Annotated in this window: 26 protein-coding genes and 1 pseudogene; 17 read left to right on the forward strand and 10 right to left on the reverse strand. The window is 65.5% G+C overall.

Features of this window, described 5'->3' with window-relative positions:
* Nucleotides 1-81 (reverse strand): annotated as a pseudogene (locus tag RM190_RS04180) (co-chaperone GroES); the annotation flags it as partial.
* A 189-nt stretch (nt 82-270) separates the two neighbouring features.
* Between RM190_RS04180 and RM190_RS04185 the strand changes: the two are divergent.
* The 10 genes from RM190_RS04185 to RM190_RS04230 all read left to right on the forward strand — a co-directional run bounded on the left by RM190_RS04185 (nt 271) and on the right by RM190_RS04230 (nt 8,530).
* Complete coding sequence (locus RM190_RS04185) at nt 271-1,572, forward strand: glycosyltransferase family 4 protein (RefSeq protein WP_311758150.1); 1,302 nt, start codon at nt 271-273, stop codon at nt 1,570-1,572.
* Nucleotides 1,573-1,659: 87 nt separating this feature from the next.
* Nucleotides 1,660-2,703, forward strand: coding sequence for a TraB/GumN family protein (locus tag RM190_RS04190; RefSeq protein ID WP_311758151.1), 1,044 nt, complete (start codon nt 1,660-1,662; stop codon nt 2,701-2,703).
* Nucleotides 2,693-3,028 (forward strand): nuclear transport factor 2 family protein, encoded by a 336-nt coding sequence (locus RM190_RS04195; RefSeq protein WP_311758152.1) that lies wholly within the window; start codon nt 2,693-2,695, stop codon nt 3,026-3,028. The genes RM190_RS04190 and RM190_RS04195 overlap by 11 nt, the downstream gene beginning before the upstream one ends.
* Nucleotides 3,028-3,672 carry a DUF1345 domain-containing protein gene (locus tag RM190_RS04200; RefSeq protein WP_311758153.1) on the forward strand — a complete coding sequence of 215 codons (645 nt, stop codon included), beginning with the start codon at nt 3,028-3,030 and terminating at the stop codon, nt 3,670-3,672. The genes RM190_RS04195 and RM190_RS04200 overlap by 1 nt, the downstream gene beginning before the upstream one ends.
* 63 nt (nt 3,673-3,735) lie before the next feature.
* A complete protein-coding gene (locus RM190_RS04205) occupies nt 3,736-4,656 on the forward strand; it encodes a manganese-dependent inorganic pyrophosphatase (RefSeq protein WP_311758154.1) in 921 nt (306 codons plus the stop codon).
* Nucleotides 4,657-4,670: 14 nt separating this feature from the next.
* Nucleotides 4,671-5,540, forward strand: a complete 870-nt coding sequence (locus tag RM190_RS04210; protein ID WP_311758155.1) for a TIGR01459 family HAD-type hydrolase — start codon at nt 4,671-4,673, stop codon at nt 5,538-5,540.
* Nucleotides 5,541-5,644: 104 nt separating this feature from the next.
* A complete protein-coding gene (locus tag RM190_RS04215; protein ID WP_311758156.1) occupies nt 5,645-6,088 on the forward strand; it encodes a MaoC family dehydratase in 444 nt (147 codons plus the stop codon).
* Nucleotides 6,089-6,120: 32 nt separating this feature from the next.
* Nucleotides 6,121-7,050 (forward strand): bifunctional riboflavin kinase/FAD synthetase, encoded by a 930-nt coding sequence (locus tag RM190_RS04220; RefSeq protein WP_311758157.1) that lies wholly within the window; start codon nt 6,121-6,123, stop codon nt 7,048-7,050.
* Nucleotides 7,050-7,490: a YcgN family cysteine cluster protein gene (locus RM190_RS04225; protein WP_311758158.1), complete on the forward strand. Its 441-nt coding sequence runs from the start codon at nt 7,050-7,052 to the stop codon at nt 7,488-7,490. The genes RM190_RS04220 and RM190_RS04225 overlap by 1 nt, the downstream gene beginning before the upstream one ends.
* The gene (locus tag RM190_RS04230) at nt 7,487-8,530 is read left to right on the forward strand and encodes a threonine aldolase family protein (RefSeq protein WP_311758159.1); all 1,044 of its coding nucleotides are present in this window, start codon (nt 7,487-7,489) and stop codon (nt 8,528-8,530) included. The genes RM190_RS04225 and RM190_RS04230 overlap by 4 nt, the downstream gene beginning before the upstream one ends.
* On the opposite strand, the gene RM190_RS04235 is transcribed toward RM190_RS04230, so the two are convergent.
* From RM190_RS04235 to RM190_RS04245, 3 genes are read right to left on the reverse strand one after another with little or no spacing between them, the layout of a single operon-like run.
* Entirely contained in the window at nt 8,527-8,994 is a 468-nt protein-coding gene (locus RM190_RS04235) for a CinA family protein (protein ID WP_311758160.1), read from the reverse strand. The genes RM190_RS04230 and RM190_RS04235 overlap by 4 nt on opposite strands.
* Nucleotides 8,991-9,488: a phosphatidylglycerophosphatase A family protein gene (locus tag RM190_RS04240; RefSeq protein ID WP_311758161.1), complete on the reverse strand. Its 498-nt coding sequence runs from the start codon at nt 9,486-9,488 to the stop codon at nt 8,991-8,993. The genes RM190_RS04235 and RM190_RS04240 overlap by 4 nt, the downstream gene beginning before the upstream one ends.
* A 2-nt stretch (nt 9,489-9,490) precedes the next feature.
* Nucleotides 9,491-10,633: a bifunctional 2-C-methyl-D-erythritol 4-phosphate cytidylyltransferase/2-C-methyl-D-erythritol 2,4-cyclodiphosphate synthase gene (locus RM190_RS04245; RefSeq protein ID WP_311758162.1), complete on the reverse strand. Its 1,143-nt coding sequence runs from the start codon at nt 10,631-10,633 to the stop codon at nt 9,491-9,493.
* A 183-nt stretch (nt 10,634-10,816) separates the two neighbouring features.
* On the opposite strand from RM190_RS04245, the gene rpiA reads away from it, so the two are divergent.
* From rpiA to hflC, 4 genes are all read left to right on the forward strand, one after another.
* Entirely contained in the window at nt 10,817-11,542 is a 726-nt protein-coding gene (rpiA, locus tag RM190_RS04250) for a ribose-5-phosphate isomerase RpiA (RefSeq protein ID WP_311758163.1), read from the forward strand.
* The gene (gene gorA / locus RM190_RS04255) at nt 11,539-12,939 is read left to right on the forward strand and encodes a glutathione-disulfide reductase (protein ID WP_311758164.1); all 1,401 of its coding nucleotides are present in this window, start codon (nt 11,539-11,541) and stop codon (nt 12,937-12,939) included. Before rpiA ends, gorA begins: the two co-directional genes overlap by 4 nt.
* A 68-nt stretch (nt 12,940-13,007) precedes the next feature.
* The gene (gene hflK / locus RM190_RS04260) at nt 13,008-14,240 is read left to right on the forward strand and encodes an FtsH protease activity modulator HflK (RefSeq protein WP_311758165.1); all 1,233 of its coding nucleotides are present in this window, start codon (nt 13,008-13,010) and stop codon (nt 14,238-14,240) included.
* Nucleotides 14,240-15,343: a protease modulator HflC gene (gene hflC, locus RM190_RS04265; protein ID WP_311758166.1), complete on the forward strand. Its 1,104-nt coding sequence runs from the start codon at nt 14,240-14,242 to the stop codon at nt 15,341-15,343. Before hflK ends, hflC begins: the two co-directional genes overlap by 1 nt.
* A 96-nt stretch (nt 15,344-15,439) precedes the next feature.
* On the opposite strand, the gene RM190_RS04270 is transcribed toward hflC, so the two are convergent.
* Both RM190_RS04270 and RM190_RS04275 read right to left on the reverse strand, forming a co-directional pair.
* A complete protein-coding gene (locus tag RM190_RS04270; RefSeq protein WP_311758167.1) occupies nt 15,440-16,630 on the reverse strand; it encodes an AI-2E family transporter in 1,191 nt (396 codons plus the stop codon).
* Between the two features lie 149 nt (nt 16,631-16,779).
* Nucleotides 16,780-18,048, reverse strand: a complete 1,269-nt coding sequence (locus tag RM190_RS04275) for an Hsp70 family protein (protein ID WP_311758168.1) — start codon at nt 18,046-18,048, stop codon at nt 16,780-16,782.
* Between the two features lie 300 nt (nt 18,049-18,348).
* Between RM190_RS04275 and RM190_RS04280 the strand changes: the two genes are divergently transcribed.
* Entirely contained in the window at nt 18,349-19,644 is a 1,296-nt protein-coding gene (locus RM190_RS04280; RefSeq protein WP_311758169.1) for an MFS transporter, read from the forward strand.
* 235 nt (nt 19,645-19,879) lie between these two features.
* Here the strand turns inward: RM190_RS04280 and minE are convergent, their stop codons facing one another.
* The 4 genes from minE to RM190_RS04300 all read right to left on the reverse strand — a co-directional run bounded on the left by minE (nt 19,880) and on the right by RM190_RS04300 (nt 22,926).
* Nucleotides 19,880-20,155 carry a cell division topological specificity factor MinE gene (gene minE / locus RM190_RS04285; RefSeq protein WP_311758170.1) on the reverse strand — a complete coding sequence of 92 codons (276 nt, stop codon included), beginning with the start codon at nt 20,153-20,155 and terminating at the stop codon, nt 19,880-19,882.
* A 2-nt stretch (nt 20,156-20,157) separates the two neighbouring features.
* Complete coding sequence (minD, locus tag RM190_RS04290) at nt 20,158-20,976, reverse strand: septum site-determining protein MinD (protein ID WP_311758171.1); 819 nt, start codon at nt 20,974-20,976, stop codon at nt 20,158-20,160.
* Nucleotides 20,977-21,000: 24 nt separating this feature from the next.
* Complete coding sequence (gene minC / locus RM190_RS04295) at nt 21,001-21,756, reverse strand: septum site-determining protein MinC (protein WP_311758172.1); 756 nt, start codon at nt 21,754-21,756, stop codon at nt 21,001-21,003.
* Between the two features lie 255 nt (nt 21,757-22,011).
* A complete protein-coding gene (locus RM190_RS04300; protein WP_311758173.1) occupies nt 22,012-22,926 on the reverse strand; it encodes a LysR family transcriptional regulator in 915 nt (304 codons plus the stop codon).
* A 93-nt stretch (nt 22,927-23,019) separates the two neighbouring features.
* Between RM190_RS04300 and RM190_RS04305 the strand changes: the two genes are divergently transcribed.
* Both RM190_RS04305 and RM190_RS04310 read left to right on the forward strand, forming a co-directional pair.
* Nucleotides 23,020-24,168, forward strand: a complete 1,149-nt coding sequence (locus RM190_RS04305) for a CaiB/BaiF CoA transferase family protein (RefSeq protein WP_311758174.1) — start codon at nt 23,020-23,022, stop codon at nt 24,166-24,168.
* Between the two features lie 43 nt (nt 24,169-24,211).
* Nucleotides 24,212-25,432: an acyl-CoA dehydrogenase gene (locus tag RM190_RS04310; RefSeq protein ID WP_311758175.1), complete on the forward strand. Its 1,221-nt coding sequence runs from the start codon at nt 24,212-24,214 to the stop codon at nt 25,430-25,432.
* Nucleotides 25,433-25,482: the final 50 nt, after the last annotated feature.

The raw sequence follows: 25,482 nt of genomic DNA on the forward strand, positions 1-25,482 counted from the left end.
GATGATCAGGCCGCCCTTGGTCTTCTCGTCCGACTGGACGCGACGGACCAGAACGCGGTCGTGCAGCGGTTTGAAAGCCATGTGAACACTCCGGTGTTACAGGTTGCTGTTTTTATTGTTGGCACTCGATCTTGGTGAGTGCCAGTGCAGCCCATCTAAGATTGCCCCCCGGCCCTGTCAACGGAGATGATGGCGAAAATCCGCGCCGAAGATGCTTGACGCAAAATCCCGCGGACGGCTACGCCTCGGGGACCGGACGGGCAGGAGCGGATGTTGGAACGGCGGATCAGGGCGCTTGTACTGGCCGAGGCGGCCAATCCCGAATGGGTATCGGTTCCACTGGTGGGCTGGTCGCTGGCCAGTGCCCTGCGCGAGGTGGCGGATGTCCATATCGTGACCCAGATCCGCAACCGTGACGCCTTTCTGCGTGCCGGGTTGGTCGAGGGGCGCGATTTCACCGCCATCGACAGCGAGAAACTGGCCGCACCGCTGTGGAAACTGGCCGAGCGTCTCAGCATGGGCAAGGGCGTGGGCTGGACGATGAAGACGGCGGTCACGACCCTGGGCTATGGCTATTTCGAGCGTTTGGTGTGGCGTCGCTTTGGCGCCGCGATCCGGGCGGGTGAATATGACATCGTGCATCGCGTCACGCCCCTGACGCCCACCGCCTCAAGCAGCATCGCGCCCAGATGCAAGGCGGCACGGGTGCCGTTTGTCCTTGGGCCGCTGAACGGCGGGGTGCCCTGGCCGAAGGGGTTCGATGCCGAAAGACGGCGCGAACGGGAATGGCTGTCCTATGTCCGGGGCGCCTACAAGGCGCTGCCGGGGCGTACATCGACGCTGGCCGCGGCCAGTGCGATCATCTGCGGCTCTGCCCATACGCGCAGCGAGATCCCCGCGCGGTTCCGGGAAAAGACCGTCTGGTTGCCCGAAAATGCCGTGGACCCGGCCCGCTTCACGCGGATCGCGCCCCAGCCCGGCACGCTTCCCCTGCGCGGATGCTTCATCGGGCGGCTTGTCCCCTACAAGGGGGCGGACATGGCGATCGAGGCGGCGTTGCCGCTGCTTCGCGCTGGCAGCATGACGCTCGACATCATCGGCGACGGCCCGCAGGCGGCGGACCTGCATGCGCTGGTCCAGCGCGAAGGCGTCGGCGAGCGGGTGAATTTCCACGGCTGGCTTGAACATGGCGCGGTGCAGGACGTGGCCGCGCAGGCGCAGCTTCTGGTCTTTCCCTCGGTGCGCGAATTCGGCGGCGGAGTGGTGCTTGAGGCGATGGCCTTGGGGGTTGTGCCGGTCGTCGTCGATTACGCCGGGCCGGGCGAGCTTGTCTCGGATGCGACGGGCTATCGCGTGCCCCTTGGCCAAAGGCCCCGGATCGTCGCCGCGCTGCGCGACAGGTTGCAGGCGATTGCCGCCGATCCCTCGGTCCTGCCGGCGCAGGCTCGCGCGGCGCGGACCCAGATTGCCGAGCGTTTCACCTGGGCGGCAAAGGCCGGGCAGGTCGAACGGATCTGGCGCGCGGTCCTGGACGGCAAGTCCCCGCCGCAGGAATTGCCGCCACCGGGTTAGGCCGCTGACCCGGGCAGGGGCGCGCTGCGGGCTGGCAAGGCTGCGACGCCCGTGCCATGCTTCCGCGATAATTCAAGGAATCCTGCCATGCGCCTGTCCCGCCTGCTTCCCGCCCTTCTGATCGCCGCAGGGCTTGCCCTGCCGGCCGCGGCGGAATGCGTCGGGCGCAACCTGCTTGAGGCGCTGCCCTCGAAATCGCAGGCCGAATTGCGCGCCGCGGCCGAGAGGGTGCCCTATCACCACGGGCTGTTCTGGCAGGCGGTCAAGGGCGACCAGCGGATCACGCTGATCGGAACCTATCATTTCGACGATCCCCGCCACGATCTGACGCTGGCGCAATTCGGGCCAGATCTTGATACCGCGGGCGCGCTGCTGGTCGAGGCCGGCCCGAAGGAGGAGGCGCGGCTGGCCGATGCGATGCGCAGCGATCCCGCGCTGATCATGGACGCGACCGGCCCAACGCTGCCCGAACGCATGTCCGAAGACGATTGGGAGGCGCTGTGGAAGGCGATGGAGGTCCGGGGCATTCCCGCCGTCGTGACCAGCCGGATGCGGCCCTGGTATGTCTCGGTCCTGCTCAGCATCTCGCCCTGCATGCTGAAGCAGGTGCGCCAGTCCGGCGAGACCGGGGGCCTTGATCATCTTCTGGTCCAGCGGGCCGAGAAATCCGGCGTTCCGGTCAAGGCGCTTGAGCCGTGGGACACCGTATTCTCGCTGTTCGACGGCATGTCGCCCGGGGAAGAGATCGACATGATCCGAGCCGCCATGCCCGCTGCGGAATATGCCGACGATTACGCCGTGACGCTGACCGACGCCTATTTCGCCGGTGACAGCTGGCTGATCTGGGAGTTCGGCCGCTTCGATGCCTATCGCAATTCGGGCCTGTCGAGGGCCGAGGTCGACCGGCAGGTCGAATTCGCGCAGCGGACGCTGATGGATCAGCGCAACCGCCACTGGATCGGGCCGCTGGAAAAGGCCGCAGCGCAGGCGGCACGTCAGGGCAAGGGGATCGTCGCGGGTTTTGGCGCGTTGCACCTTGCAGGCGAGGGGGGCGTCCTGTCGCTGCTGGGCAAGTCGGGCTGGACCATTACTCAGATCAAGCCGCAGGGAGGGCTGGCGAATGGCGGATGAGCTTTGGCGCGAGGAACGGGACTTCTGGCTGGCCGGAGTGGCCGAGGCGGTCCGCAAGCTTGACGAAACCTGCGTCATGGCCTTCGCGCCGACCGGCATCCTCAGCCGGCGCAAGGTGGTCGAGCGGCTTGGTGCGGTTCCGCGCTGGCAGGAAATCAGCATGACCGACCGCGCCGTCGTCGAGACGAACGAGGTCTGCGTCCTTGCCTATCGCGCGACGGCGCGCCGTTCGGGGGCCGATGCGTATCGCGCGCTTTGCACGACGACCTGGATCCGGCGCGATGGCGACTGGCGGATCCTGCAGCACCAGCAGACACCCGTCTGATGCTTCACGACCTGCGGCGGCATCGGCGTTTCCTGCTGAGCTTTCTGCTGGGGCTGGTCATCGGTCTTGCCGCGCACGGGTTGCAGGCGGTGGACCGGCTGCTGCTGTTCTCGGTCATCTTCTGCCTCAGCTATCTGGTGCTGACCGCCCTGCTGATGCGCCGGCTGGATGCCGAGATGCTGCGCCGCACCGCCGATGCCGATGACGAGGGCATGAGGATCATCGTCCCCCTCGCCATGATCTCGGTCGCGATCAGCCTTTATGCGATCATGCTGACTTTGCGCGCTCCCCATGCCGGGCTGGCGCTGCGGCCCGCGCTGGCGCTGGTGCTGGTCCCGCTGGGCTGGGCGATGATCCACACCGTCATGGCCTTTCACTATGCCAGCCTTTGGTATGCACGCGACCGCCATGGGGCCGAGACGCGGGGGCTTGGCTTTCCGGGACTTGGCGCGGGCGAGGATGCCGGGATCTGGGATTTCCTTTACTACAGCTTCACGCTGGGCATGGCGGCACAGACTGCGGATGTCACCACGCTGGACAGCCGGATGCGGCGCATCACGCTGGCGCATTCCGCCTTTTCCTTCTTCCACAATACGGTGCTTCTGGCGCTGGCGGTGAATGCCGGCCTGTCGCTCAGTCAATAGACATCCCTGCCGCCAAGCCCTATAAGGCCCGCGACTTTTTCCGCTCTCGTGAAGGTAGCTTCCATGATCAAGGTTCTCGGCCACAAGGCACCCGATACCGACTCGACCGGCTCTCCCGTCATCTGGGCGTGGTACCTGTCCGAGGTCCGCAAGGAGCCCGCGGTCGCCGTGCTGCAAGGCGAGCCGAACACCGAAGCCGCCTGGATGCTGTCGAAATGGGACATCGCCAAGCCCCAGATCATTTCCGACCTGGTGCCGGGCGAGAAATGCGTGATCGTCGACACCAACAACCCGGCCGAGCTGCCCGCCTCGATCAACGAGGCCGAGGTGATCGAGATCATCGACCACCACCTGCTGGCCGGCGGCATCAAGACGCGCCTGCCGATCAACATCACCATCCGTCCGCTGGCCTGCACCGCGACGATCATGCACGACCTGATCGGCGACGAGGATCTGGCGCGCGCCCCCCGCGCGATCAAGGGTGCGATGCTGACCTGCATCCTGTCGGACACGCTGGAATTCCGCAGCCCGACCACGACCCCGCATGACCGCTTCGTGGCCGAAAAGCTGGCCAAGGATCTGGGCATCTCTATCCCGCAATTCGCGGCCGAGATGTTCGCCGCGAAATCCGATGTCTCGGCCTTCTCGGAAGAGGCGCTGCTGCGCATGGACAGCAAGGAATACGAGCTGGGCGGCAAGCAGTTGCGCGTCTCGGTCCTTGAGACCACTTCGCCCAAGGTCGTGCTGGACCGCAAGGCCGCGCTGATGGCCGCCATGCCCGCCGTCGCCGCTGCCGATGGTGCCGACGAGGTGCTGCTGTTCGTCGTCGACATCCTGAAGGAAGAGGCGACGCTGCTGATCCCGAACGACTTCGTGAAAACCGTGGCCGAGAAAAGCTTCAACGCCACCGTTTCGGGCGACACGGTAGTTCTGCCCGGCATCATGTCGCGCAAGAAGCAGATCATTCCCGCCCTCTCGATCTAATCAGGCAGGCCCTCATGACGCAGATCATCAATTCGCTGGCCGATATTTCGGCCGATTACGACGTGCTGTTCTGCGACCTGTGGGGCTGCCTGCACAATGGCGTGGCGGCCTATCCGGCCGCCGTCGCAGCACTTCAGGGATTCCGCGCAAGGGGCGGGCGTGTCGTCCTGCTGACCAACGCGCCGCGCCCGTGGAAATATGTCGAGGCGCAGCTTGATCGCATGAACGTGCCGCGCGACGCCTGGGATCTGATCGTCAGTTCGGGCGATGCGGCGCAGGATGCGATGTTCGCGGGCGCGGTCGGTCACAAGGTCTGGGCCATTGCGATGGAAAAGGACGAAGGCTTCTTCGCCGACATCCCCCCCGAATGGCAGGGCGCCGAACCGATCCGCCGCGTCCCGCTGGACGAGGCCGAGGGCATCGTCTGCACCGGTCTTTTCGACGACACCACCGAGACGCCCGAGGACTATCACGCCCGTTTGATGATCGCGAAGCAGCGCGGGCTGAAACTGCTTTGTGCCAACCCGGACGTGATCGTCGACCTTGGCGAGACGCGGCTTTACTGCGCCGGTGCCCTTGCCGAATATTATGAGCAGATGGGCGGCACCTCGCTTTACTTCGGCAAGCCCCATCCCCCGATCTATGACCTTGCGCGCCGCAAGCTGGGGCTGGAAGCGGATGCGCGCATTCTTGCGGTGGGCGACGGGATTGCGACCGACATCCTTGGCGCGGCGGGCGAGGGGATCGATGCGATCTTCATCACCGGCGGTCTGGCCTTCGACCAGTTCGGGGTGGATGTCGAGAACCCGGAACATCCGCTGTTGCTGGACTGGTTGAACCAGCGCGGGGCTGGCCCGCGCTACAGCATGGGTCGGTTGCGCTGACGCCCCGGTAACATCTGCGACGAATTTCCTATCCTGACGTAATATCCTTGCGCGTCAACCGCGATGCTGCTATGCAGCGGAACGGAGAGGCGGAGGCGTGGATGATGCTGGACAATCAACCCCGTGGCACAATCGTCATCGAGGATCTTGAGATCGGGATGTCGCGGTACCTGCTGAAGGTGGTGACCGACGAGGATATCGAGCTGTTCGCTCAGGTCTCGACCGACCACAACCCCGTGCATCTGGACGAAACCTATGCACGCGACACCATCTTCGAGGGGCGGATCGCGCATGGGATGCTGACTGCGGGCCTGATCTCGGCCGTGATTGGTGAACAATTGCCCGGTCATGGCACCGTCTATCTGGGGCAGACGCTGAAATTCATGGCTCCCGTCCGGCCCGGCGACATGGTGCGCGCCGAAGTGACAGTCGAGGCGATCGAACATGCGCGGCGGCGCGTCACCCTTGCAACCCGGTGCCTCGTCGGCGATACGGTCGTGCTGAAGGGCGAGGCGCTGGTTCTGGCGCCAAGCCGGAAATTCGACTGACCGGGCCATCTGCTGGCCCATCGGGGGCCTGATTGCGCATCCATCACGACTGGAAGGGGCTGCCGCTTGCGGCCCGTGGTGCAACCGTCGCCATGGGAAACTTCGACGGCGTGCATCTTGGACACCGTTCGGTGATCGATGCCGCGCGCGCCGCCGCCGATGCGCCACTTGGAGTCATCACCTTTGAGCCGCACCCGCGCGAGGTCTTTCAGCCCGATTCTGCCCCATTTCGCCTGATGAACGCGGAATCGCGCGCGAACCGGCTGGCCCGGCTGGGGGTCGAGCATCTTTACGAGCTTCCCTTCGACACCGTGCTGGCGGGCCTTGCCCCCGAGGATTTCGCGCGCGAGGTGCTGGTCGACGGTCTGGGGGTCAGCCATGTCACGGTTGGCGCGGATTTCTGCTTTGGGCGCAAGCGGTCCGGCAATGCGCAGACGCTGACGCAACTGGGGCGCGAGATGGGCTTTGGCGTCACCATCGCGCCGCTGATCGGTGACGGGCAGGACGAATACAGCTCGACCGCGATCCGCACTGCGCTGACCGAAGGACGGACCCGCGACGCGGAACGGATGCTGGGCCATTGGCATCGTATCGATGGCGAGGTGCTGCATGGCGACAAGCGCGGGCGCGACCTTGGCTATCCGACCGCGAACATGGCGGTCAGCGGCCTGCATTTGCCCCGTTTCGGCATCTATGCGGTTCAGGTCGACGTGCTGACCGGTCCCGAACGCGGCAGCTATGCCGGGGTTGCCAATCTGGGCGTGCGGCCGATGTTCGGCGAGAACCGCCCCAATCTTGAAAGCCATATCTTCGACTTCAAGGCCAACCTTTACGGCGAACACCTGTCCGTTGCCCTGGTCGAGTTCCTGCGCCCGGAGATGAAGTTCGACAGCCTTGAGGCCCTGATCGCGCAGATGGATCAGGACAGCGCCCGCGCGCGCGAGATTCTGGCGGTGCGCTGATGAGAGAGCGTTTCTGGGAATTGCCGCTGAACCGCCTGAAGCCCGACGAATGGGAGGCGCTGTGCGACGGCTGCGGCAAATGCTGCCTGAACAAGATCGAGTATGAGGATACGGGCGAGCTGGCCTTTACGCGCGTCGCCTGCAAGCTTCTGGACGGGCATAGCTGCCAATGTTCGAACTATGCCGAAAGGCACAAGTTCGTGCCCGATTGCATCGTCCTGACGCCGAAGAAGCTGAAAGAGATCGCATGGTGGCTGCCCGCAACCTGCGCCTATCGCCTGCGGTCCGAGGGGAAGCCGCTTTATCCTTGGCATTACCTGATTTCGGGCGACCGCGAATCCGTCCATCAGGCCGGGATCAGCATTCGCGACCGCACGGTCAGTGAGCTGACCGTGACCGAGGACGATTGGGACGATTACATCATCGAGGATCTGGCATGAATTTCGCATCGGACAATGTGCATGGCGTTCACCCGAAAGTCCTTAAGGCATTGTCCGACTGCAACGATGGCGCGATGGGGTCCTATGGCGCGGACCCCGTGACCGCGCGCGCCGAGGCCGCCTATCGCGAGCTTCTGGATGCGCCCGATGCGGTCATCCGCTTTGTCGCGACCGGGACCGGAGCGAACGCGCTGGTCTGTGCGCAGCTTTCGCCCAGCTATGGCCGGATCTATTGCCACGACAGCGCCCATATCCATCGCGACGAATGCGCCGCGCCGGAGTTTTACAGCCACGGCGCGAAGCTGGTGCCGTTGGCGGGCGAAAACGGCAAGTTCACCCCCGACACCCTGGCCGAGGCGATCCGCTTTGGCGCCGCGGGCAGCCTGAACGACGGACAGAACGCGATGGTCTCGATCACCAACGCGACCGAATGGGGGACCTGCTATGCCCCGGACGAGGTCGCGGCATTGGCCGGGATCGCGCATGACGCCGGGCTGAAATTGCACATGGACGGCGCACGCTTCGCCAATGCGGTTGCCGGTCTGGGATGCGACGCCGCAGACTTGACCCTGCGCGCCGGCGTCGATGCGCTGTGCTTCGGCGGCACCAAGAACGGCGCGCTTGCCGCCGAGGCGGTCGTCTTTTTCGACCCGGCCGATGCGAAGGGGTTCGACTACCGTCGCAAGCAGGCCGGGCAGGTCTATTCCAAGCAGCGTTATCTGGCAGCGCAAATGCTGGCGCTGGCCCAGGACGGGTTGTGGCTGGATCTGGCGCGCCACGCGAACGCGATGGCCAGCCGCCTGGGGCAGGGGATCGAACAGGCCGGGGGCACGCTCATGGTTTCGGTTCAGGCGAACGAGGTCTTTGCCCGGATTCCTGCCGCGGCCCATGACCGTGCGCGGGCGCATGGCGCTGCCTATCACCTGTGGCAGGATCGCCCCCCCGCAGCCGGAGAGCCGGTCACCGTGCGTCTGGTCACAAGCTGGGCCACGCATGAGGACGATGTGGGTCGCCTGATCGACCTGCTGCGCGGGGCCTAGCCCCGCAGCGCAGCCGTCAGCAGTCGCAGCGCGTGATCGACGGTCGCGGCACGCACTTCGGCACGGCCGATGGCGCCGAATTCGATGGTCTCGGTCCGGACGCCCCAGGCATCGGCAATACCGAAGCAGACGCGACCTTCGGGCTTGTGTTCGGACCCGCCGGGCCCGGCGATGCCAGTGACCGAAACGGCAAGCCCCGCTTGGGACCGCGCCAAGGCCCCTTGCGCCATCTCGGCGGCGATTTCTTCGCTGACAGCGCCATGCGCCTCAAGCGTCTCGGGGCGGATACCCAGCATCTCGATCTTGGCCGCGTTGGAATAAGTGACGAAGCCGCGCTCGACCACGTCCGATGAACCGGCGATGTCGGTCAGCCGCCCCGAGATCAGCCCGCCGGTGCAGCTTTCGGCGGTCGCGATCATCACCCCGCGCGCGCGGGCCAGGTCCAGGACTTCGGCGGCGGTCACAGCATCGGCTCCAGCAGCCCGTGATACAGCCCGGCAAGGATCACCGATACGACGCCCGCGAACAAGCCCGCCCACAGGTCGTCCAGCATCACGCCCGCGGCGTCCCCCCTGCGATCGGCGCGCCCGACCAGCCACGGCTTCCAGATATCGAACAGCCGGAACAGCAGGAACGGCGCGACGAAGCCCGGCCACGCGTCCAGGATCGACACGCCGTGCCGCCACAGCGGGATGACGGTGAAGCACATGGCCAGCCATTGCCCGGCTACCTCGTCGATGACGATTTCGGACGGATCCTTGTCCGCGCTGGCGGCGGTCACGCGGGGAACCGCCCAGAAGCCCAGCAGCGTCGCCAGGACGACACCCACGGGAACCAGCAGCGATGCACCCAACTCGCAGGCAAGGACGGCCAACGCGACCGCCGCCGCCGATCCCCATGTGCCGGGTGCGGGGCGCAGCAGGCCCACGCCGAAGAATGTCGCGATCTGGCGTTCCATGTTCACCCCTTGACCAGCGTGGCCGTCGCGATCGAGGCGATGCCTTCGCCGCGCCCGGTAAAGCCTAGCCGTTCCGAGGTCGTCGCCTTGACGCTGACACGGTCGGGCGTGATCCCGAGGATCTCGGACAGACGCAGCTGCATCGCGCCGGCATGGGGGCCGACCTTCGGCTGTTCACAGATCAGCGTCACGTCGGCGTTCGAAATGGTATAGCCCATCTCGCGCGCAAGCTCGCCCGCGTGGCGCAGGAAAATGTGGCTTTCCGCCCCCTTCCATTGCGGGTCCGAGGGCGGGAAGTGGCGGCCGATATCCCCCTGCGCCAGCGCGCCATAGATTGCGTCGGTCAGTGCGTGCATCCCGACATCGGCGTCGGAATGACCCAGCAGGGCCTTGTCATGCGGGATCCTGACCCCGCAAAGCCAGACATGGTCCCCTTCGGTAAAGGCATGCACGTCGAAACCGTTGCCCAGGCGAATGTCCATAGCGGCCCCCAGAATGCGTTCGGCGCGCCGGAAATCCTGCGGCCAGGTCAATTTCAGATTGTCTTCGTCCCCGGCGGTGGCGGTCACGGCCAAGCCGGCGCGCAGCGCCAGTTCGACATCGTCCGCCCCGCCTTCGGGAAATGCGCGATGCGCGGCAAGAATGCTGGCCAGACGGAAACCTTGGGGGGTCTGCGCGCGCAGCAACCCCTCGCGGCTGGCGGTGCCAGTGACATGTCCGCCCTCGGCCCGCCACAGCGCGTCGGTCACGGGCAGGGCGGGTGCCGCAGCCTCGGCCCCAGCCTCCAGCGCGGCGACGACGCCCTCGATCACATGGGGCGGGACCAGCGGGCGTGCGCCGTCATGGATCAGCACATGGGTGACGCCGCTTCCGTCCAGCGTCTCAAGCGCGGCACGGATGCTGGCGCTGCGCGTCTCGCCCCCGGCGACCAGCACGACGGGACCGGCCAGTTCGGCGACGCCGCGGGCCATGTCATCGGGCGGCAGGGTGACGACGATGCGGGGGAATTCCGCGAAAGCCGCGATGCTGCGCAGGATGACGCTTTCCCCGGCAAGGTCGCGCCATTGCTTGGCGACATCACCGCCCGCGCGCGTGCCCCGGCCCGCGGCCGTGATGACCACGGCATATGTGTCAGGTATCTTCATGCCGGCATGATTAGGCGAGCCCGCGCCCCGAGGCAATCGCGCCCACGTCGCAGGCGAGCGGCCCTTCGGGTGTTTTTTCGGCGCGCGGCAGTTGGCCCGCAGGCGGGCTTCTGCGTATAAGGATCGCGACTGCCCGCATGGGCCAATCCCTGCAACAGAATTCCCGCCTTCGGAGCTGCCGCCATGACCGACCCCGCAACCATCGATCTTTCCAAGGACGCCGCCGCCCGCGCCGCCGTACAACTGGTCGAGAACGGCATGAAGCTTGGCCTTGGCACCGGCTCCACCGCCAAGGTCTTCGTTGACCGCCTGGCCGAGCGCGTCCACGCCGAGGGGATGGACCTGCGCTGCGCCTCGACCTCGAAGGCGACGGCGGACCAGGCCCGCGAACTGGGGCTGGTGGTGATGGAGCTGGACGATCTGGGCTGGCTTGACCTGACCATCGACGGCGCGGACGAGGTCGATCCCGACCTGAACCTGATCAAGGGCGGCGGTGCCGCGCATCTGCGCGAAAAGATCGTCGCCACCGCCTCGGACCGGATGGTGGTCGTCGCCGATCAGGGCAAGGTCGTGGACTGCCTTGGCAAGTTCAAGCTGCCGGTCGAGGTGATCCCCTTTGGCTGGCAGTCGACCCGCACCCATATCGAGCGCGTGCTGGAGGAGCTGGGCATGGCCGAACGCCCGGCGATCCTGCGCGAAAGGGATGGCAAGCCCGTCCTGACCGACGAAAGCAACCTGATCCTCGACCTCGCGCTGGAGCAGATCCATGATGCCCGCGCGCTGGCCCGCGGACTGTCCTCGATCGCGGGGGTGGTTGAACACGGGCTTTTCCTGAATATCTGCAGCCTTGCCATCATCGGTTGTCCCGATGGCTCGGTCGTCGAGTTGCGGCGTGAGGATCTGGAATGACTTTCGATTATGATCTGTTCGTGATCGGCGGGGGTTCGGGCGGGGTCCGCGCCGCGCGGATTGCGGCCAGCGAATACGGCGCCCGCGTCGGTCTGGCCGAGGAAAGCCGCATGGGCGGCACCTGCGTCATCCGTGGCTGCGTTCCGAAAAAGCTGATGGTCTTTGCCTCGCAGGCCGAGGCGCTGGCGACCGAGGCGCGCGGCTATGGCTGGACCACCGCCAGCGCCGGGCCCTTCGACTGGGTGATGTTCCGCCACAAGCTGGACGCCGAACTGACCCGGCTTGAGGGGGCCTATACCGGCGGGCTGGTCGCCGCCGATGTCGAAATCCACAAGCAGCGCGCCCGCCTGCACGACGCGCATACGGTCGAGCTGGCCGATGGCACCCGTGTCACCGCCAAGCATGTGCTGGTCGCGACGGGCGGCCACCCGCAGCGCCCCGGCATTCCCGGCGAGGAGCTGGGGATGATCTCGGACGACCTTTTCCTGATGGAAAGCCTGCCAGGCCGGGTGCTGGTGGTCGGCGGCGGTTTCATCGCCTGCGAATTCGCGACGATTCTGGCCGGGCTGGGGGCCGAAACCGTGCTGACCTATCGCGGCGACGCCGTGCTGCGCGGCTTTGACGAGGAACTGCGCCGCCACGCGACCGAACAGTTGCGCGTGATCGGGGTCGAGCTGAAGCTGGAAACCACTCCTGCGGCGCTGGAAAAGGACGGCGACAAGATCCGCGTCCTGTGGCCCGATGGCAGTGCCGAGATCTATGACGCGGTCATGTTCGCGACCGGTCGCGTGCCGAACACCAAGGGCCTTGGACTTGCCGAGGCGGGCGTCAAGCTTGGCCGCAAGGGCGAGGTGCTGGTCGATGAATGGTCGCAAAGCTCGGTCCCTTCGGTCTTTGCCGTGGGCGACGTGACCGACCGCGTGAACCTGACCCCGGTTGCGATCCGCGAAGGCCACAGCTTCGCCGACACCGTCTTCGGGGCCAATCCGCGCAAGGTCGATCACCGGCTGGTTGGCTCGGCCGTCTATGTCCGCCCGCACGAGGTCGCGACCATCGGCTTGACCGAGGAAGAGGCCGCGGCAGCCGGTCCGCACAAGGTTTATCTGGCCAGCTTCCGGCCGATGCGGTCGATCTTTGCCGGATCGGATGCGCGGGCGGTGATGAAGCTGCTGGTCGATGCCGAGACGGACAAGGTCGTCGGTTGCCACATCTTCGGACCCGAGGCGGGCGAGATGATCCAGCTGGTCGCGATCCCGATGGGAATGGGCGCCAGCAAGGCCGATTTCGACGCCGCCATCGCCGTTCACCCCACCCTGGCCGAGGAAATGGTCACGATGCGGCGTCCGGTGCGGCATATCGGCGGCGCACATGCTGACAAAACCGTTGGTTCGGCTTGATTATTTGCCGTCCGGCACCAGTTTGAACCTGAAACAGTCGCAAGAGTATCAGACGAGGCAAGAGACGCATGGCGGGACAAGGCCCATGGGGCAGCGGAGGAGATGACGGCAAGGGGGGCAACGAGCCTCCCAAAGGGGGCCAGCGCCCCTGGGGCAATGCCGGCGGCAACCGGGACGAGGAGCCGCGCGGCCCCCGTCGCGGCGACCAGCAGATGCCCGAGATCGAGGAGTTGGTCCGCAAGGGCCAGGACCGGCTGCGCGTCCTGATGGGCGGCAAGGGCGGGCAGGGTGGCGGTGGCGGCCCCCGCGGCGGCGGTCCGCGCCGTTCCGGACCGCAACTGTCCATGAGCCGGGGGAGCTGGGGCCTTGTTGCCCTTGGCGCGGTCGCGGTCTGGGCATTCATGTCCTTCTACACCGTCAACCCCGAGGAACGCTCGGTCGAGCTGCTGTTCGGCCGTCCCTTCGCCACCGGTGAAGAGGGCCTCAACTTTGCCCCCTGGCCGGTCGTCAAGGCCGAGGTCGTTCCGGTTTCAGCCGAACGCACGACCGAGATCGGGACCGGCCGCGCCGGACCGATGGACAGCGGTCTGATGCTGACCCGCGACCAGAATATCGTCGACATGGCCTATCAGGTGGTCTGGAACATCTCGGACCCCGAGAAATACCTGTTCAACCTGGCCGATCCGGACGACACCATTCGCGCCGTCGCTGAATCGGCGATGCGCGACATCGTCGCGCGTTCGGAACTGGCGCCGATCCTGAACCGCGACCGCGGCACCATCGGCGAGGACCTGAAGCTTTCGGTGCAGAACACGCTGGACGCCTATGAGGCCGGGATCAACGTGGTCCGGGTCAACCTTGACCGCGCCGACCCGCCGCGCGAGGTCATCGACAGCTTCCGCGAAGTGCAGGCCGCCCAGCAGGAACGCGACCGGCTGGAGAAGGAAGCGGATGCCTATGCGAACCGCGTCCTTGCCAGCGCGCGCGGCGAAGCCGCCGCCGTGATCGAACGGTCCGAAGCCTATCGCGCCGAAGCCGTGAACACTGCCCAGGGTGAAGCCGCGCGCTTCAACTCGGTCTATGACGAATACATCAAGGCGCCCGACGTGACGCGTCGCCGCATGTACATGGAAACGATGGAGAAAGTTCTGGGCCAGGCCAACAAGATCATCCTGGACGGAAATGCCGGACAGGGCGTCGTGCCCTATCTGCCGCTTGACCAGCTGCGTCCCCGCCCGACCACGAATTCCACGACCACCACCACCGGCAGCGCCGGCACCGCCACCGGGGGGAACCAGTAATGCAGCGAGCGCTTTCCATTCTGGTCCTGCCCTTTGTCGCGGTCGTGGTCCTGATCGCCTCGGCTTCGATCTATATCGTCGATGTGCGCGAAAAGGCCCTTGTCATGCGCTTCGGCGAGGTGGTCGACGTGCGGGAAAACCCAGGCATGGGCCTGAAGGTGCCCTTCATCGACAACATCGTGCGCTATGACGCGCGGATCCTGGGCATCCCGACGCCCCCGATGGAGGTGACGCCCCTGGATGACCGCCGGCTGGTCGTCGACGCCTTTGCGCGCTGGCAGATAACCGATGTCGTGCAGTTCCGCCGCGCCACCGCTGCAGGCGGCATCCAGTTCGCCCAGCAGCGTCTGGCCGATATCGTGACCAACGCCATCCGTCAGGTGCTGGGTTCGGTGCCCTCGACCACGGTGCTGTCCGACGACCGCACGCCGCTGATGAACCAGATCCGCGATCTTGCGCGCGAAAACGCCAAGGATCTGGGCGTGCGCGTCATCGACGTCCGCCTGACCCGCACCGACCTGCCCGAGCAGAACCTGACCGCGACCTATGCCCGGATGCGTGCCGAGCGTGAGCGCGAAGCTGCGGACGAGATCGCTCGTGGTGGTGAAGCGGCGCAGCGCGTCCGCGCCGCTGCCGACCGGACCGTGGTCGAGCTGACCTCGGAGGCGCGCAAGAAGGCCGAGATCGTCCGTGGTGAGGCCGATGCCCGCCGGAACGCGATCTATGCGGAAGCCTTTGGCCGCGATCCCGAGTTCTTCGCCTTCACCCGCTCGATGACGTCGTATGAGCGCGCGTTGAAGGGCGAGAACAGCTCGCTTGTGATCCAGCCCGAGGGGCAGTTCTTCGACTATCTGCGCAATGACGGCGCGGATCGCGCGAACCCTGTGCCGGGTGCCAGCACCGCCGCGCTGTCGGTCGTCACCGCCATCCCCTCGGTCGAAATCGCCGCGCCCGAGGAAGAGCCTGTGGCGCCGGACGAAACCAACCGCGAGGGCCAGCCCTTGGGCGAGAACGCGGGCGTCAAGCTGACCCCGATGCCGGAATCCCTGGCCAGCCCGCCCCAACCCGAAAGCGTTGTGCCGGCGACCCCGCCAGCCAACTGAATGGGGCCAGAGACAATGGAAAAGGGGCGAAGCATCGGCTTCGCCCCTTTTTCGTATGTCCAGTGTCGTCCTGCCTGCGGTCAGGCGTGGCGCCGGTCAGCGGGTGGCTTCGGTCTCAGCTACGGGTTGGTTTGCCAGCCTAAGCTCGTCCTCGGAAATCTCGCGCTGCCATTCGCGCCAGATCGAGACCAGCAGCGCCATCAGCACCGGGCCGACGAACAGCCCGACGATGCCCATGGTCTTCACCCCGCCGATCAGGCCGAAGAAGGTCGGCAGGAACGGCAGCTTGACCGGCCCGCCCACCAGAAGCGGGCGGATGGTCTTGTCGACGACGAAAAGTTCGCAGGTGCCCCAGATGAACAGGGCCAGCCCCGCCACCGGATTGCCGCTGGCCGACAGATAGATCGAGACCAGCGTGAAGCACAGCGGCGCGCCACCCGGAATCAGCGCCATGAACCCCGTGATCACCCCGAACGTGACCGGAGAGGGGACGCCCGCGATCCAATAGGCGATGCCCAGCACCAGCCCTTCGCCAATGGCGATCAGGGTCATGCCGGTGACGGTCGAACTGATCGTGGCCGGAACGACGCGGGACAGGCGGTCCCAGCGCTCGGGCAGGATGCGCGCGCCGACGCGGTCAAGCTGCGCCACCAGTCTGTCGCCGTCGCGATACAGCACGAACAGGGTGATCAGCATGAACAGCAGCGTCAGCGCCAGGTTGAAGGCCAGGGATCCCGCCGTCACCGCGCCGCGATAGATCGTGCCGATATTCGAACCCGAGATCGCCTGAACGATCTCGCTGATCCCGCCGGGGTGCCCGATATAGGTGCGCCAGTTCTCGTCCAGCCAGGGGCCGATCTGCGGCAGTTCGATCATCCAGTGCGGTGTCGGCGCGCCCGCCGCGTTGACGAGGATGGCCCAGCTGATCCAGTCCCGCAATTCGCGGAAGGCATAGACCAGCGCCATCGCAATGGGGATGACAAGGAAGCAGACCAGCACCAGGACCATCACTGCCGCGGTCATCGTGCGGCCCGAGCCCAGCTGGTGCACGCCCTTGTTGCGCAGAGGCCAGCTTGCCAGCGCAATGACCGTTGCGGCCAGGACTGGAACCAGGAACCCGTGGAAGAAATAGATCGAGGCCAGGACGATCGCCAGCAACAGCCATCGCGCCGCCGAGATATTCGTCAGAAGCGGCTGTCGATGTGGTCGAAGCCCGGTTGCCCGCGTTGTCCCCGAAGGGATGCGGGCCTTGGTTGAATTTCTGTCGGCTGCCTCGGCTGTGCTCATTTATCTCGTCCGGATACGCCGTTTTACATCATAACAGATCGCCCAGGGCTTCAAGCCCGGATTACCCGCGCCCGCGCGCAGTCGGGCGCTTCGCTTAGGGTTCGGGAAGGGCGTGACATGGCGATGACGATACCGCGAAAAGGCGTTGTTCAGGCGCTGACCGTGCTGGATGCGCCCATATGTGCTGTCGCCAGCGCAAGTCCGTCGACGACGGCGGTGAATGCCTCGGACCGCATCAGCTGGGCGGTCGGGCAAAGCTCGGATGACATCTGCGTGACCAGACCCAGCAGGCTGGAACCGCCGACCAGGATCACGCTGTCGATCGCCGGGGCCGCGACGCCCGACATCTCCAGCGTCTCGGCCGCCGCGGTCAGCAGGTCGGCGCGATACTGGGACAGAGCGGCGTCCAGCGTTTGCGGCGTGACCGGACGCGACAGGCCCGGTTCGATGAAGCCCATCGCGATTCGGGCCTGGCCGTCACCGCCATTGGCGGCGATTTTTCCATGCTCGACCGCGAATGCCAGTTCGTGACCCAGTTCTTCGTCCAGAACGGTGGAAAGCCGGCGCAGTGCGTCGCGGTCAACTGCCAGTTTGACCATGTCCTGAACCATGCGCCGTGTTTCGGGCGTATAAAGGAACGGGATGCGCGCCCAGGTCGCCAGTTCGGCAAAGATTGCGTTCGGGACCGGCAGCAGGCCGTCCCCCATCTCGCGGCGCAATTCGCCACCATGGCCAAGGGTGGGCATGGCGTGGGTCATCGATACGCTGTGGTCGAAATCGGTGCCGCCCAGGCGGATCCCGTGATTGGCGAGGATATCGACGCTGTTGCCCGTGCTGCGGAACACAGAGAAGTCCGAGGTGCCGCCGCCGATATCGACGATCAGTCCCAGCCCCCCGCTGCGGCCCAACCCGTGCGAGGCGATTGCCGCCGCTTCGGGTTCGGGCAGGAACGCCACATCCTCGAAGCCCGCGGCCAGATAGCAGCCGCGCAGGTCCGCCTCGGCCTGTGCATCGCGTTCGGGGTCGCGGGAATGGAAATGGACCGGCCGCCCGGACAGCGCGCGCGAAAATCGCCGCCCCGTTGCCTTTTCGGCCCGCGATTTCACCTCGGCCAGGAATTCGGCGATGATTTCCGCGATGCTGCGGCGCTTGCCGCCGATCAGGCGTTTTTCGTGAACAAGCGAGGTGCCCAGCACGCTTTTCAGGGCGCGCATGTAGCGGCCTTCCTCGCCATCGATCAGGGCTTCGGCTGCGGCCGAGCCGATCTTCATGGTGCCGCCCCGGACTGGAAAGAACACGGCGGTCGGCAGGGTCTCGGCCCCGTCCTCGATGCTGATGCGGCGGATGTGGCCGTCCTCGACAATGGCGGCGGCGCTGTTCGACGTGCCGAAATCGATGGCGAGAATGTCGTCCTGCATGGCGCGGCCCCTTATGTCGGAAAGCCGGGGCTGATACCGCCTTTCCCCGCGCGCGGCAAGGTCTTCGCGCCGATCGCCGTTGTGAAACCCGGATCCGCACCAAAACGAAGGCTGGACAAACGAGAAAATATGGAATAATTGCTGACCTATCTGGATTGAGCTAATTCCCTTTCGCAATCCGGCTATGCAAACGCAATTTTCTGACCGCCGCCGTGTTTTCATCCCGGCGGTGATCCGCTATGGCGCGCGATGGCCGCGTCGCGTGCGATGCTGGCACCCCCGGAAATTGCGGACAAGAACATGACAGACCAGACATACGGCGCGACGCCATCCGCGCGCGCCAAGCCCGTCAACTCTCCAGCACGCGTCCTGCTGGCCAGCCTGATCGGCACGACTATCGAATTCTTCGACTTCTACGTCTATGCCACGGCCGCGGTGCTGGTCTTCCCGACGCTATTCTTCCCGGCCGAGGATGCGACGACGGCGCTTCTTGCCTCGTTCGCGACCTTCTCGATCGCCTTCTTCGCGCGACCCTTCGGCGCGATCGTGTTCGGCCATTTCGGCGACCGTATCGGGCGCAAGGTGACGCTGGTCGCCGCGCTGCTGACGATGGGCGTTTCGACCGTGATCATCGGCCTGCTGCCCTCCTATGCCCAGATCGGCGTTGCCGCGCCCGCGCTGCTGGCGCTGTGCCGCTTTGGTCAGGGCTTTGGCCTTGGCGGCGAATGGGGCGGTGCGGTCCTGCTGGCGACCGAGAACGCGCCCGAAGGCAAGCGCAGCTGGTACGGGATGTTCCCGCAGCTTGGCGCGCCCGTCGGGCTGTTCCTGTCTTCGGGCTTCTTCTGGGTGCTGCTGCATTTCATGTCTCAGGAAGATCTGCTGGCATGGGGCTGGCGCCTGCCGTTCCTGGCCTCGATCCTGCTGATTGTGCTGGGCCTGTGGGTGCGGCTGTCGATCACCGAGACCCCGGAATTCGCCGAAGCCATCAAGCGCGACCAGCGCGTCTCGGTGCCGGTGGTCGAGGTCTTCCGCAATCACAAGCGCAGCCTGTTCCTGGGCACCTTCGTCGCGCTGGTGACGTTCGTGCTGTTCTATATCTGCTCGGCCTGGCTGCTGTCCTATAACGTCAAGGTGCTGCAGATCCCGTTCCTGGACGCGCTGAAGATCCAGATCTTCGGTTCGGTCATCTTCGGGATCGCGATCCCGCTGGCGGGCAAGGTCGCCGATGCCGTTGGGCGCCGCCCTTTCCTGATCGTGGTCACGGTGCTGATCGGGGCCTTCTCGTTCCTGCTGGCGCCGCTGATGAGCGGGGGTGAAGGTCCGCTTTACCTGTTCGTCGCGCTTGGCATGTTCCTGATGGGCCTGACCTATGGCGTCATCGGTGCCGCGTTGGCCGCGCCTTTCCCGACCAAGGTGCGCTATACCGGCTCGTCGATCACCTTCAACTTCGCCGGCATTTTCGGCGCCTCGCTTGCGCCCTATGCCGCCACCTGGCTGCAAAAGACCTATGGGCTCAGCCACGTGGGCTATTACATGCTGGCCGCCTCGGTCATCACGCTGCTCTGCATCCTAGCATCTGGCCGGGACGAGGTCTGATCCCGACCGCGGTCCGTCAGGGTCGCAGGCATGACATCGAAGGGCCCCGGCAATCGTGCCGGGGCCTTTTTGCATAGGGTCGCAAGCTCGCAGGACAAGGGCGCTGCCGGAAACGGCAGAGCGTCGGTTTGTCGATAAGGGCGAGCAGGACGTCACGGGGCGATCCCACCGGGGCGCGCGCGACGGATGGCGAAAGGGCCCCGGCTTGCTACCGGGGCCCTTTGACGCTTGGGCTTCAGTTCTTCTTCTTGTCGGCCAGCTTTTCGGGGCCGGGCAGCTCGATGTTGATTTCGAGGCTCGAAAGTTCGTTGCCGCGCTCCAGCTTGACGTCGACGGCATCGCCGTCGATCTCCATGTGCCGGCGCACGACCTCAAGGATCTCGCGCTGCAGCGTGGGTAGGAAGTCCGGGCTGGTTCCTCCGGCGCGTTCATGCGCGAGGAGGATCTGGAGCCGTTCCTTGGCGGTCTGGGCGGAGCCGTTCTTTCGCGGGCGGAAGGAGAAGCCGAACATGGTCAGGCCGTCCGTCCAAGAAGGCGCTGAAGGAAGCCGCGGCGCTCGGCCGGGTTCACGCGCAGTTCGATCTGTTCGCCCACAAGCCGGCCGACCGCGTCCTCATAAGCCTTGGCGGCTGGGGACTTGTCGTCCATCACGACCGGCATGCCAAGGTTCGATGCCTTGAGCACGGTGGTGCTTTCCGGGATGATGCCGATCAGCGGGATCGCCAGGATTTCCAGAACGTCCTCGACGCTCATCATCTCGCCATTGGCCGAACGCTGCGGGTCGAAGCGCGTCAGCAGAAGCTGTGCCTTGACCGACCGCTCACCGCCCTTTTCCGCGTGATAGGTCTTGCTGTTCAGCAGGCCCAGCACCCGGTCGCTGTCACGGACCGAGGACACTTCCGGGTTCGTCACGACCACGGCCTCGTCGGCGTAATACATCGCCAGATGGGCGCCGCGCTCGATCCCGGCGGGGCTGTCGCAGATGATGTATTCGAATTCCTCGCGCAGCTCGTCCAGGACGGCCTTGACGCCTTCCTTGGTCAGCGCGTCCTTGTCGCGGGTCTGCGAGGTCGGCAGCACGAACAGGTTCTCAAGCCGGCGATCCTTGATCAGCGCCTGCTTCAGCTTGGCGTCGCCCTGGATCACGTTGATGAAGTCGAAAACCACGCGGCGTTCGCAGCCCATGATCATGTCGAGGTTGCGCAGGCCCACGTCAAAGTCGATCACGACCGTCTTGTGGCCGCGCATGGCAAGCCCTGCGCTGATGGCGGCCGAGGAGGTGGTCTTGCCGACGCCGCCTTTCCCCGAGGTGACTACGATGACCTTGCTCACGACAGGCTTCCTTTCGATCAGGTGTTACTTGAGGGACAGGACGCGCAGTTTCTCGCCTTCCAGGCAGACCTGCACGTGTTCCCTGGGGATGTCGGCCCCCAGATTCTCGCTGGTCCGGTAAAGACCCGCGATGGCCAGCAATTCGGCGTCAAGGCTGTGGCAGAAGATCCGGGCCGAGGTATCGCCGTTCACACCCGCAAGTGCCCTGCCGCGCAGACGGCCATAGACATGGATATTGCCCGCCGCGATGATCTCGGCCCCCGAACTGACCGGACCCAGGACGATCAGGTCGCCGCGGTCGGCAAAGACCGTCTGGCCCGACCGGATGGGCTGGGTGATCGTGCGGGTGATCGGCTGCGCCGCCTCTTTCTCGACCTCGGGGGTCGTGGCGGCCGCGGCGGCATTCGCCGAGGGACGTTCGGTCCGGGTCACGCGGTCCAGGGGGACATTGCGCCCGCCGGGCAGGGCGATCAGCCCGGCCTTGGCAGCGGCTGCCACCTGCGCGGGGCTGCCGTTCTGGATGCCGAAGACCGACAGGCGGCGCGACCGCATCTCGGAGGCCAGGGCCACCATCTCGCGCTCTCCGTCCAGGCCCTGCGCATGTTCAAGGTCGATGACCAGGGGCGCATTCTCGAAGAACAGCGGGGTCTGGTGCAACTTGGCATCCAGCGCCGCAAGGAAGTCTCGGTCCGCCGGACCCGAAAGATGCAGCGCGACCGCCGTGAAGAAGCGGCCGCGAATCTGCACCGGCTTCACCGTCGCGACCTTTTGGGTCGGCATGTGTTTGGAATCCTGTATTTGCACGCTCAACTCTGCCCGGATTCTTACACGCACAGGTTGATTCCTGCGCGCGGATGTTTTGAATCATTCATAATACGCAGAAACCCCAGCGTCCATCGGCCATGCAGGTTCCAGCATCATTCGGCGGAGAGATGCCGCCCTGTCGGCGGCAAATCGTGGGCTTTCGCCTCCAAAAGCGAGCATTCTGCCGTCGAAATCGCGCCTTGGTTGTGGCTGAAAGCCGAAAGCCGCCGATCACGGCCCGTTCGGCCGATCGTGATCGCATTGTCCCGCAAGCCATTCGCGAAAGGCGGCCAGCGGGCGACCCATCTGCCGGGTGTCGGGCCAGGCCAGCATATAGGCGCCACCCGCACGCACCGCGGGAAAGGGCAGGGCAACCAGGCGGCCTTCGCGCAATTCGTCCTCGGCCAGATATTCGGGAAGAAGCGCGACGCCCAGGCCCTGGATCGCCGCCTGAATGATCATCGAAAACTGGTCCATCATCATGCCGCCGCTGCCCAGCCGGGGGGCGTGGCCCTGCGCGCTGAACCAGTCCTCCCACGCAGTCGGGCGGTTTTCCAGATGCAGCAGGGTCAGCGCTGCGACCTCGTCCAGTCCCGAAATCCTGCGTCCCTGCAAAAAGCGGGACGCCACGCAGGCGATATGGCTTTCGTCGAACAGTTTCTGGTGATGGGCATCGGGCCAGTCCGCGTGGCCATAGTAGATGACGGCGTCGAACGGCTCGGTCCCGAAGCTGAACCGGGGCACGCGCGTCGACACGTTCAGAGAGATGCCGGGATGGCAGGACAGAAAGTCCTTGAGCCGGGGTGCCAGCCAACGCGTACCGAAGGTCGGCAGGATCGCCAGCGACAGCGTGCCACCGGCAGGGTTGACCGCGATCTGCATGCTGGCATGCTGGATGATGTTCAGCGCCCGCGTGACTTCGGCCACATAGCCGGTGGCCAGTTCCGAGGGCCAGAGCCGCTTGCGGCGCCGGTGAAACAGCGGGCTGCCCAACTGTTCCTCAAGGCTTTGCACCAGCCTGCTGACGGTGCTTTGGGTCAGGCCCAGCTCTTCGGCGGCGGCAGTGCTGGAGCCGCTGCGCATCACGGCCTCGAAGGCAAGGAGTTGCTGTATCGACGGAAGATAGCGGCGTGGTCGCAAGTTCATTCATCCAATGCATGATCTTGCAGAAAATATGAGTTTCCGGTTCCTCGGACAATGATCTAGTGCATGACCTCAGGGCGATGGAACAGGCAGGACATGACGGACGCACCGCTGAAAGATCTGAAGGTGGTCGAGCTGGCGCGCATTCTGGCCGGTCCATGGATCGGCCAGACGCTGGCCGATCTGGGGGCGACGGTCATCAAGGTCGAGGCACCCGAGGGGGATGACACCCGCCGCTGGGGACCGCCCTTCATCCAGCGCCCGCGCCCGGATGGCGGGACCGAGACGGTCGCCGCCTATTTTCACGCCGCGAACCGGGGCAAGACCTCGGTCATCTGCGACTTTGGGAATGCCGATGATCTTGACCGGTTGAAAGACCTGATCGATCAGGCCGATGTCGTGATCGAGAACTTCAAGCTGGGCGGGCTGAAACGTTTCGGGCTGGATTATGACAGCCTCGCGGCCCGCAATCCGGGGCTGGTCTATGCCTCGATCACCGGCTTCGGGCAAACCGGGCCGCGGGCGGCGCAGCCGGGCTATGACTTCCTGATCCAGGGAATGAGCGGCATCATGGACCTGACCGGAGACCCCGAGGGGGAGCCGCAGAAGATCGGGGTCGCCTGGATCGACATCTTCACCGGGCTTTACGGCGTGATCGCGGTGCAGGCAGCGCTGGCCGAACGCGCCCGCACGGGGCTGGGCCAGCATCTGGACCTGTCGTTGCTGGACAGCGGTGTCGCGGTCCTTGCCAATCAGGCGACGAACCATCTTCTGGGCGGGACCGAACCGCGGCGGTTGGGAAATGCGCATCCGAATATCGTGCCCTATCAGGTCTTTCCCGCGCGGGATGGTCATCTGATCATCGCTTGCGGCAACGACCGCCAGTTCGCCGCGCTCAGCGAGGTGCTGGGGATGGCAGAGCTGGCGACGCGGCCCGAATATGCGACCAACCCTGAACGCGTCGCGCACCGGGACAGCCTGACCCCGATGCTGGCCGAGGCAACCGGGCGGCGCGCGCGGGACGAGCTTCTGGCCGCGCTTGAGCGGGTGGGGGTCCCGGCCGGACCGATCAACAGCGTCTCGCAGGCTTTGGCCGAACCGCAGATCCAGCATCGCGGGCTGCGTATCGCGCCCGAGGGGATTGCCGGCTTGCGCACCCCCATCGTCTTTTCCCGCAGCCGGATGGTCACCGACAAGGCCGCCCCGGCGCTGGGTTCGGGAAAATGGTCCTTTGACGCGGACTGACCCCGGACCGATAACCACATTTGCAGCCAAGGAGCCTAATGCCATGTCCGAACCGAGCAGGCAGAAACCGAAGGATGCCCCGGATCTGGGCCGCTTCGACTGGGAAGATCCGTTCCGCATGGAACTGCAACTGACCGAGGAAGAGCGGATGCTGCGGGACGCCGCCCGTGCCTATGCGCAGGATCGTCTGCAACCTCGCGTCATCTCCGCCTATCGCGACGAGATCACCGACCCCGAGATCTTTCGCGAGATGGGCCAGATGGGCCTGCTGGGTGTCACTGTCCCCGAGGAATTCGGCGGGCTGGGCGGCTCGTATGTCGCCTATGGCCTTGTCGCGCGCGAGGTCGAGCGCGTCGACAGCGGCTATCGCAGCATGATGTCAGTGCAGTCATCGTTGGTGATGTATCCGATCCACGCCTACGGCTCGGATGAGCAGCGCCGGAAATACCTGCCGAAGCTTGCCTCGGGCGAATGGATCGGCTGCTTCGGCCTGACCGAGCCTGATGCCGGGTCGGACCCCGCGGGAATGAAGACCGTCGCGAAGAAGACCACCGGGGGCTACGTGCTGTCGGGATCGAAGATGTGGATCTCGAACGCGCCCATCGCCGATGTCTTCGTCGTCTGGGCGAAATCCGAGGCGCATGGCGGCAAGATCCGTGGCTTTGTGCTGGAAAAGGGCATGAAGGGGCTGAGTGCGCCCAAGATCGGAGGCAAGCTGTCCCTGCGCGCCTCGATCACCGGCGAAATCGTGATGGAGGGGGTGGAAGTCCCCGAGGATGCGCTTCTGCCCGGAGTCGAGGGGCTGAAAGGTCCGTTCGGCTGTCTGAACCGCGCGCGCTATGGCATCAGCTGGGGCGCGCTTGGCGCGGCCGAATTCTGCATGCATGCGGCGCGGCAATATGGCCTTGACCGCCAGCAGTTCGGGCGGCCCCTTGCCAATACGCAGCTTTTCCAGCTGAAGCTTGCCAATATGATGACCGATATCGCGCTGGGGTTGCAGGCCAGCCTGCGGGTCGGGCGGCTTCTGGACGAGGCGCAGGCTGCGCCCGAGATGATCTCGATCGTCAAGCGCAACAATTGCGGCAAGGCGCTGGAAATCGCGCGCATCGCCCGGGACATGCATGGCGGGAACGGCATCCAGGAAGAATACCAGGTGATGCGCCATGCCGCGAACCTGGAGACGGTGAACACCTATGAAGGGACGCATGACGTTCACGCGCTGATCCTGGGCCGCGCGATCACCGGCCTGCAGGCGTTCTTCTGAATGCAGGCGGCGGGCGCATTGACTGCGCCCGCCGCTGTCTGTCGATGGCT

Origin of the sequence: Paracoccus broussonetiae (assembly GCF_031854425.1) — a bacterium.
GTDB lineage: Bacteria > Pseudomonadota > Alphaproteobacteria > Rhodobacterales > Rhodobacteraceae > Paracoccus > Paracoccus broussonetiae.

Excerpts from the sequence above, each read along its gene's own strand:
- RM190_RS04185 (WP_311758150.1), top strand. The coding sequence starts at position 271 with ATGTTGGAACGGCGGATCAGGGCGCTTGTACTGGCCGAGGCGGCCAAT.
- RM190_RS04190 (WP_311758151.1), top strand. The coding sequence starts at position 1,660 with ATGCGCCTGTCCCGCCTGCTTCCCGCCCTTCTGATCGCCGCAGGGCTT.
- RM190_RS04195 (WP_311758152.1), top strand. The coding sequence starts at position 2,693 with ATGGCGGATGAGCTTTGGCGCGAGGAACGGGACTTCTGGCTGGCCGGA.
- RM190_RS04200 (WP_311758153.1), top strand. The coding sequence starts at position 3,028 with ATGCTTCACGACCTGCGGCGGCATCGGCGTTTCCTGCTGAGCTTTCTG.
- RM190_RS04205 (WP_311758154.1), top strand. The coding sequence starts at position 3,736 with ATGATCAAGGTTCTCGGCCACAAGGCACCCGATACCGACTCGACCGGC.
- RM190_RS04210 (WP_311758155.1), top strand. The coding sequence starts at position 4,671 with ATGACGCAGATCATCAATTCGCTGGCCGATATTTCGGCCGATTACGAC.
- RM190_RS04215 (WP_311758156.1), top strand. The coding sequence starts at position 5,645 with ATGCTGGACAATCAACCCCGTGGCACAATCGTCATCGAGGATCTTGAG.
- RM190_RS04225 (WP_311758158.1), top strand. The coding sequence starts at position 7,050 with ATGAGAGAGCGTTTCTGGGAATTGCCGCTGAACCGCCTGAAGCCCGAC.
- RM190_RS04230 (WP_311758159.1), top strand. The coding sequence starts at position 7,487 with ATGAATTTCGCATCGGACAATGTGCATGGCGTTCACCCGAAAGTCCTT.
- RM190_RS04240 (WP_311758161.1), bottom strand. The coding sequence starts at position 9,488 with ATGGAACGCCAGATCGCGACATTCTTCGGCGTGGGCCTGCTGCGCCCC.
- RM190_RS04245 (WP_311758162.1), bottom strand. The coding sequence starts at position 10,633 with ATGAAGATACCTGACACATATGCCGTGGTCATCACGGCCGCGGGCCGG.
- rpiA (WP_311758163.1), top strand. The coding sequence starts at position 10,817 with ATGACCGACCCCGCAACCATCGATCTTTCCAAGGACGCCGCCGCCCGC.
- gorA (WP_311758164.1), top strand. The coding sequence starts at position 11,539 with ATGACTTTCGATTATGATCTGTTCGTGATCGGCGGGGGTTCGGGCGGG.
- hflK (WP_311758165.1), top strand. The coding sequence starts at position 13,008 with ATGGCGGGACAAGGCCCATGGGGCAGCGGAGGAGATGACGGCAAGGGG.
- hflC (WP_311758166.1), top strand. The coding sequence starts at position 14,240 with ATGCAGCGAGCGCTTTCCATTCTGGTCCTGCCCTTTGTCGCGGTCGTG.
- RM190_RS04270 (WP_311758167.1), bottom strand. The coding sequence starts at position 16,630 with ATGAGCACAGCCGAGGCAGCCGACAGAAATTCAACCAAGGCCCGCATC.
- RM190_RS04275 (WP_311758168.1), bottom strand. The coding sequence starts at position 18,048 with ATGCAGGACGACATTCTCGCCATCGATTTCGGCACGTCGAACAGCGCC.
- RM190_RS04280 (WP_311758169.1), top strand. The coding sequence starts at position 18,349 with ATGACAGACCAGACATACGGCGCGACGCCATCCGCGCGCGCCAAGCCC.
- minE (WP_311758170.1), bottom strand. The coding sequence starts at position 20,155 with ATGTTCGGCTTCTCCTTCCGCCCGCGAAAGAACGGCTCCGCCCAGACC.
- minC (WP_311758172.1), bottom strand. The coding sequence starts at position 21,756 with ATGCCGACCCAAAAGGTCGCGACGGTGAAGCCGGTGCAGATTCGCGGC.
- RM190_RS04300 (WP_311758173.1), bottom strand. The coding sequence starts at position 22,926 with ATGAACTTGCGACCACGCCGCTATCTTCCGTCGATACAGCAACTCCTT.
- RM190_RS04305 (WP_311758174.1), top strand. The coding sequence starts at position 23,020 with ATGACGGACGCACCGCTGAAAGATCTGAAGGTGGTCGAGCTGGCGCGC.
- RM190_RS04310 (WP_311758175.1), top strand. The coding sequence starts at position 24,212 with ATGTCCGAACCGAGCAGGCAGAAACCGAAGGATGCCCCGGATCTGGGC.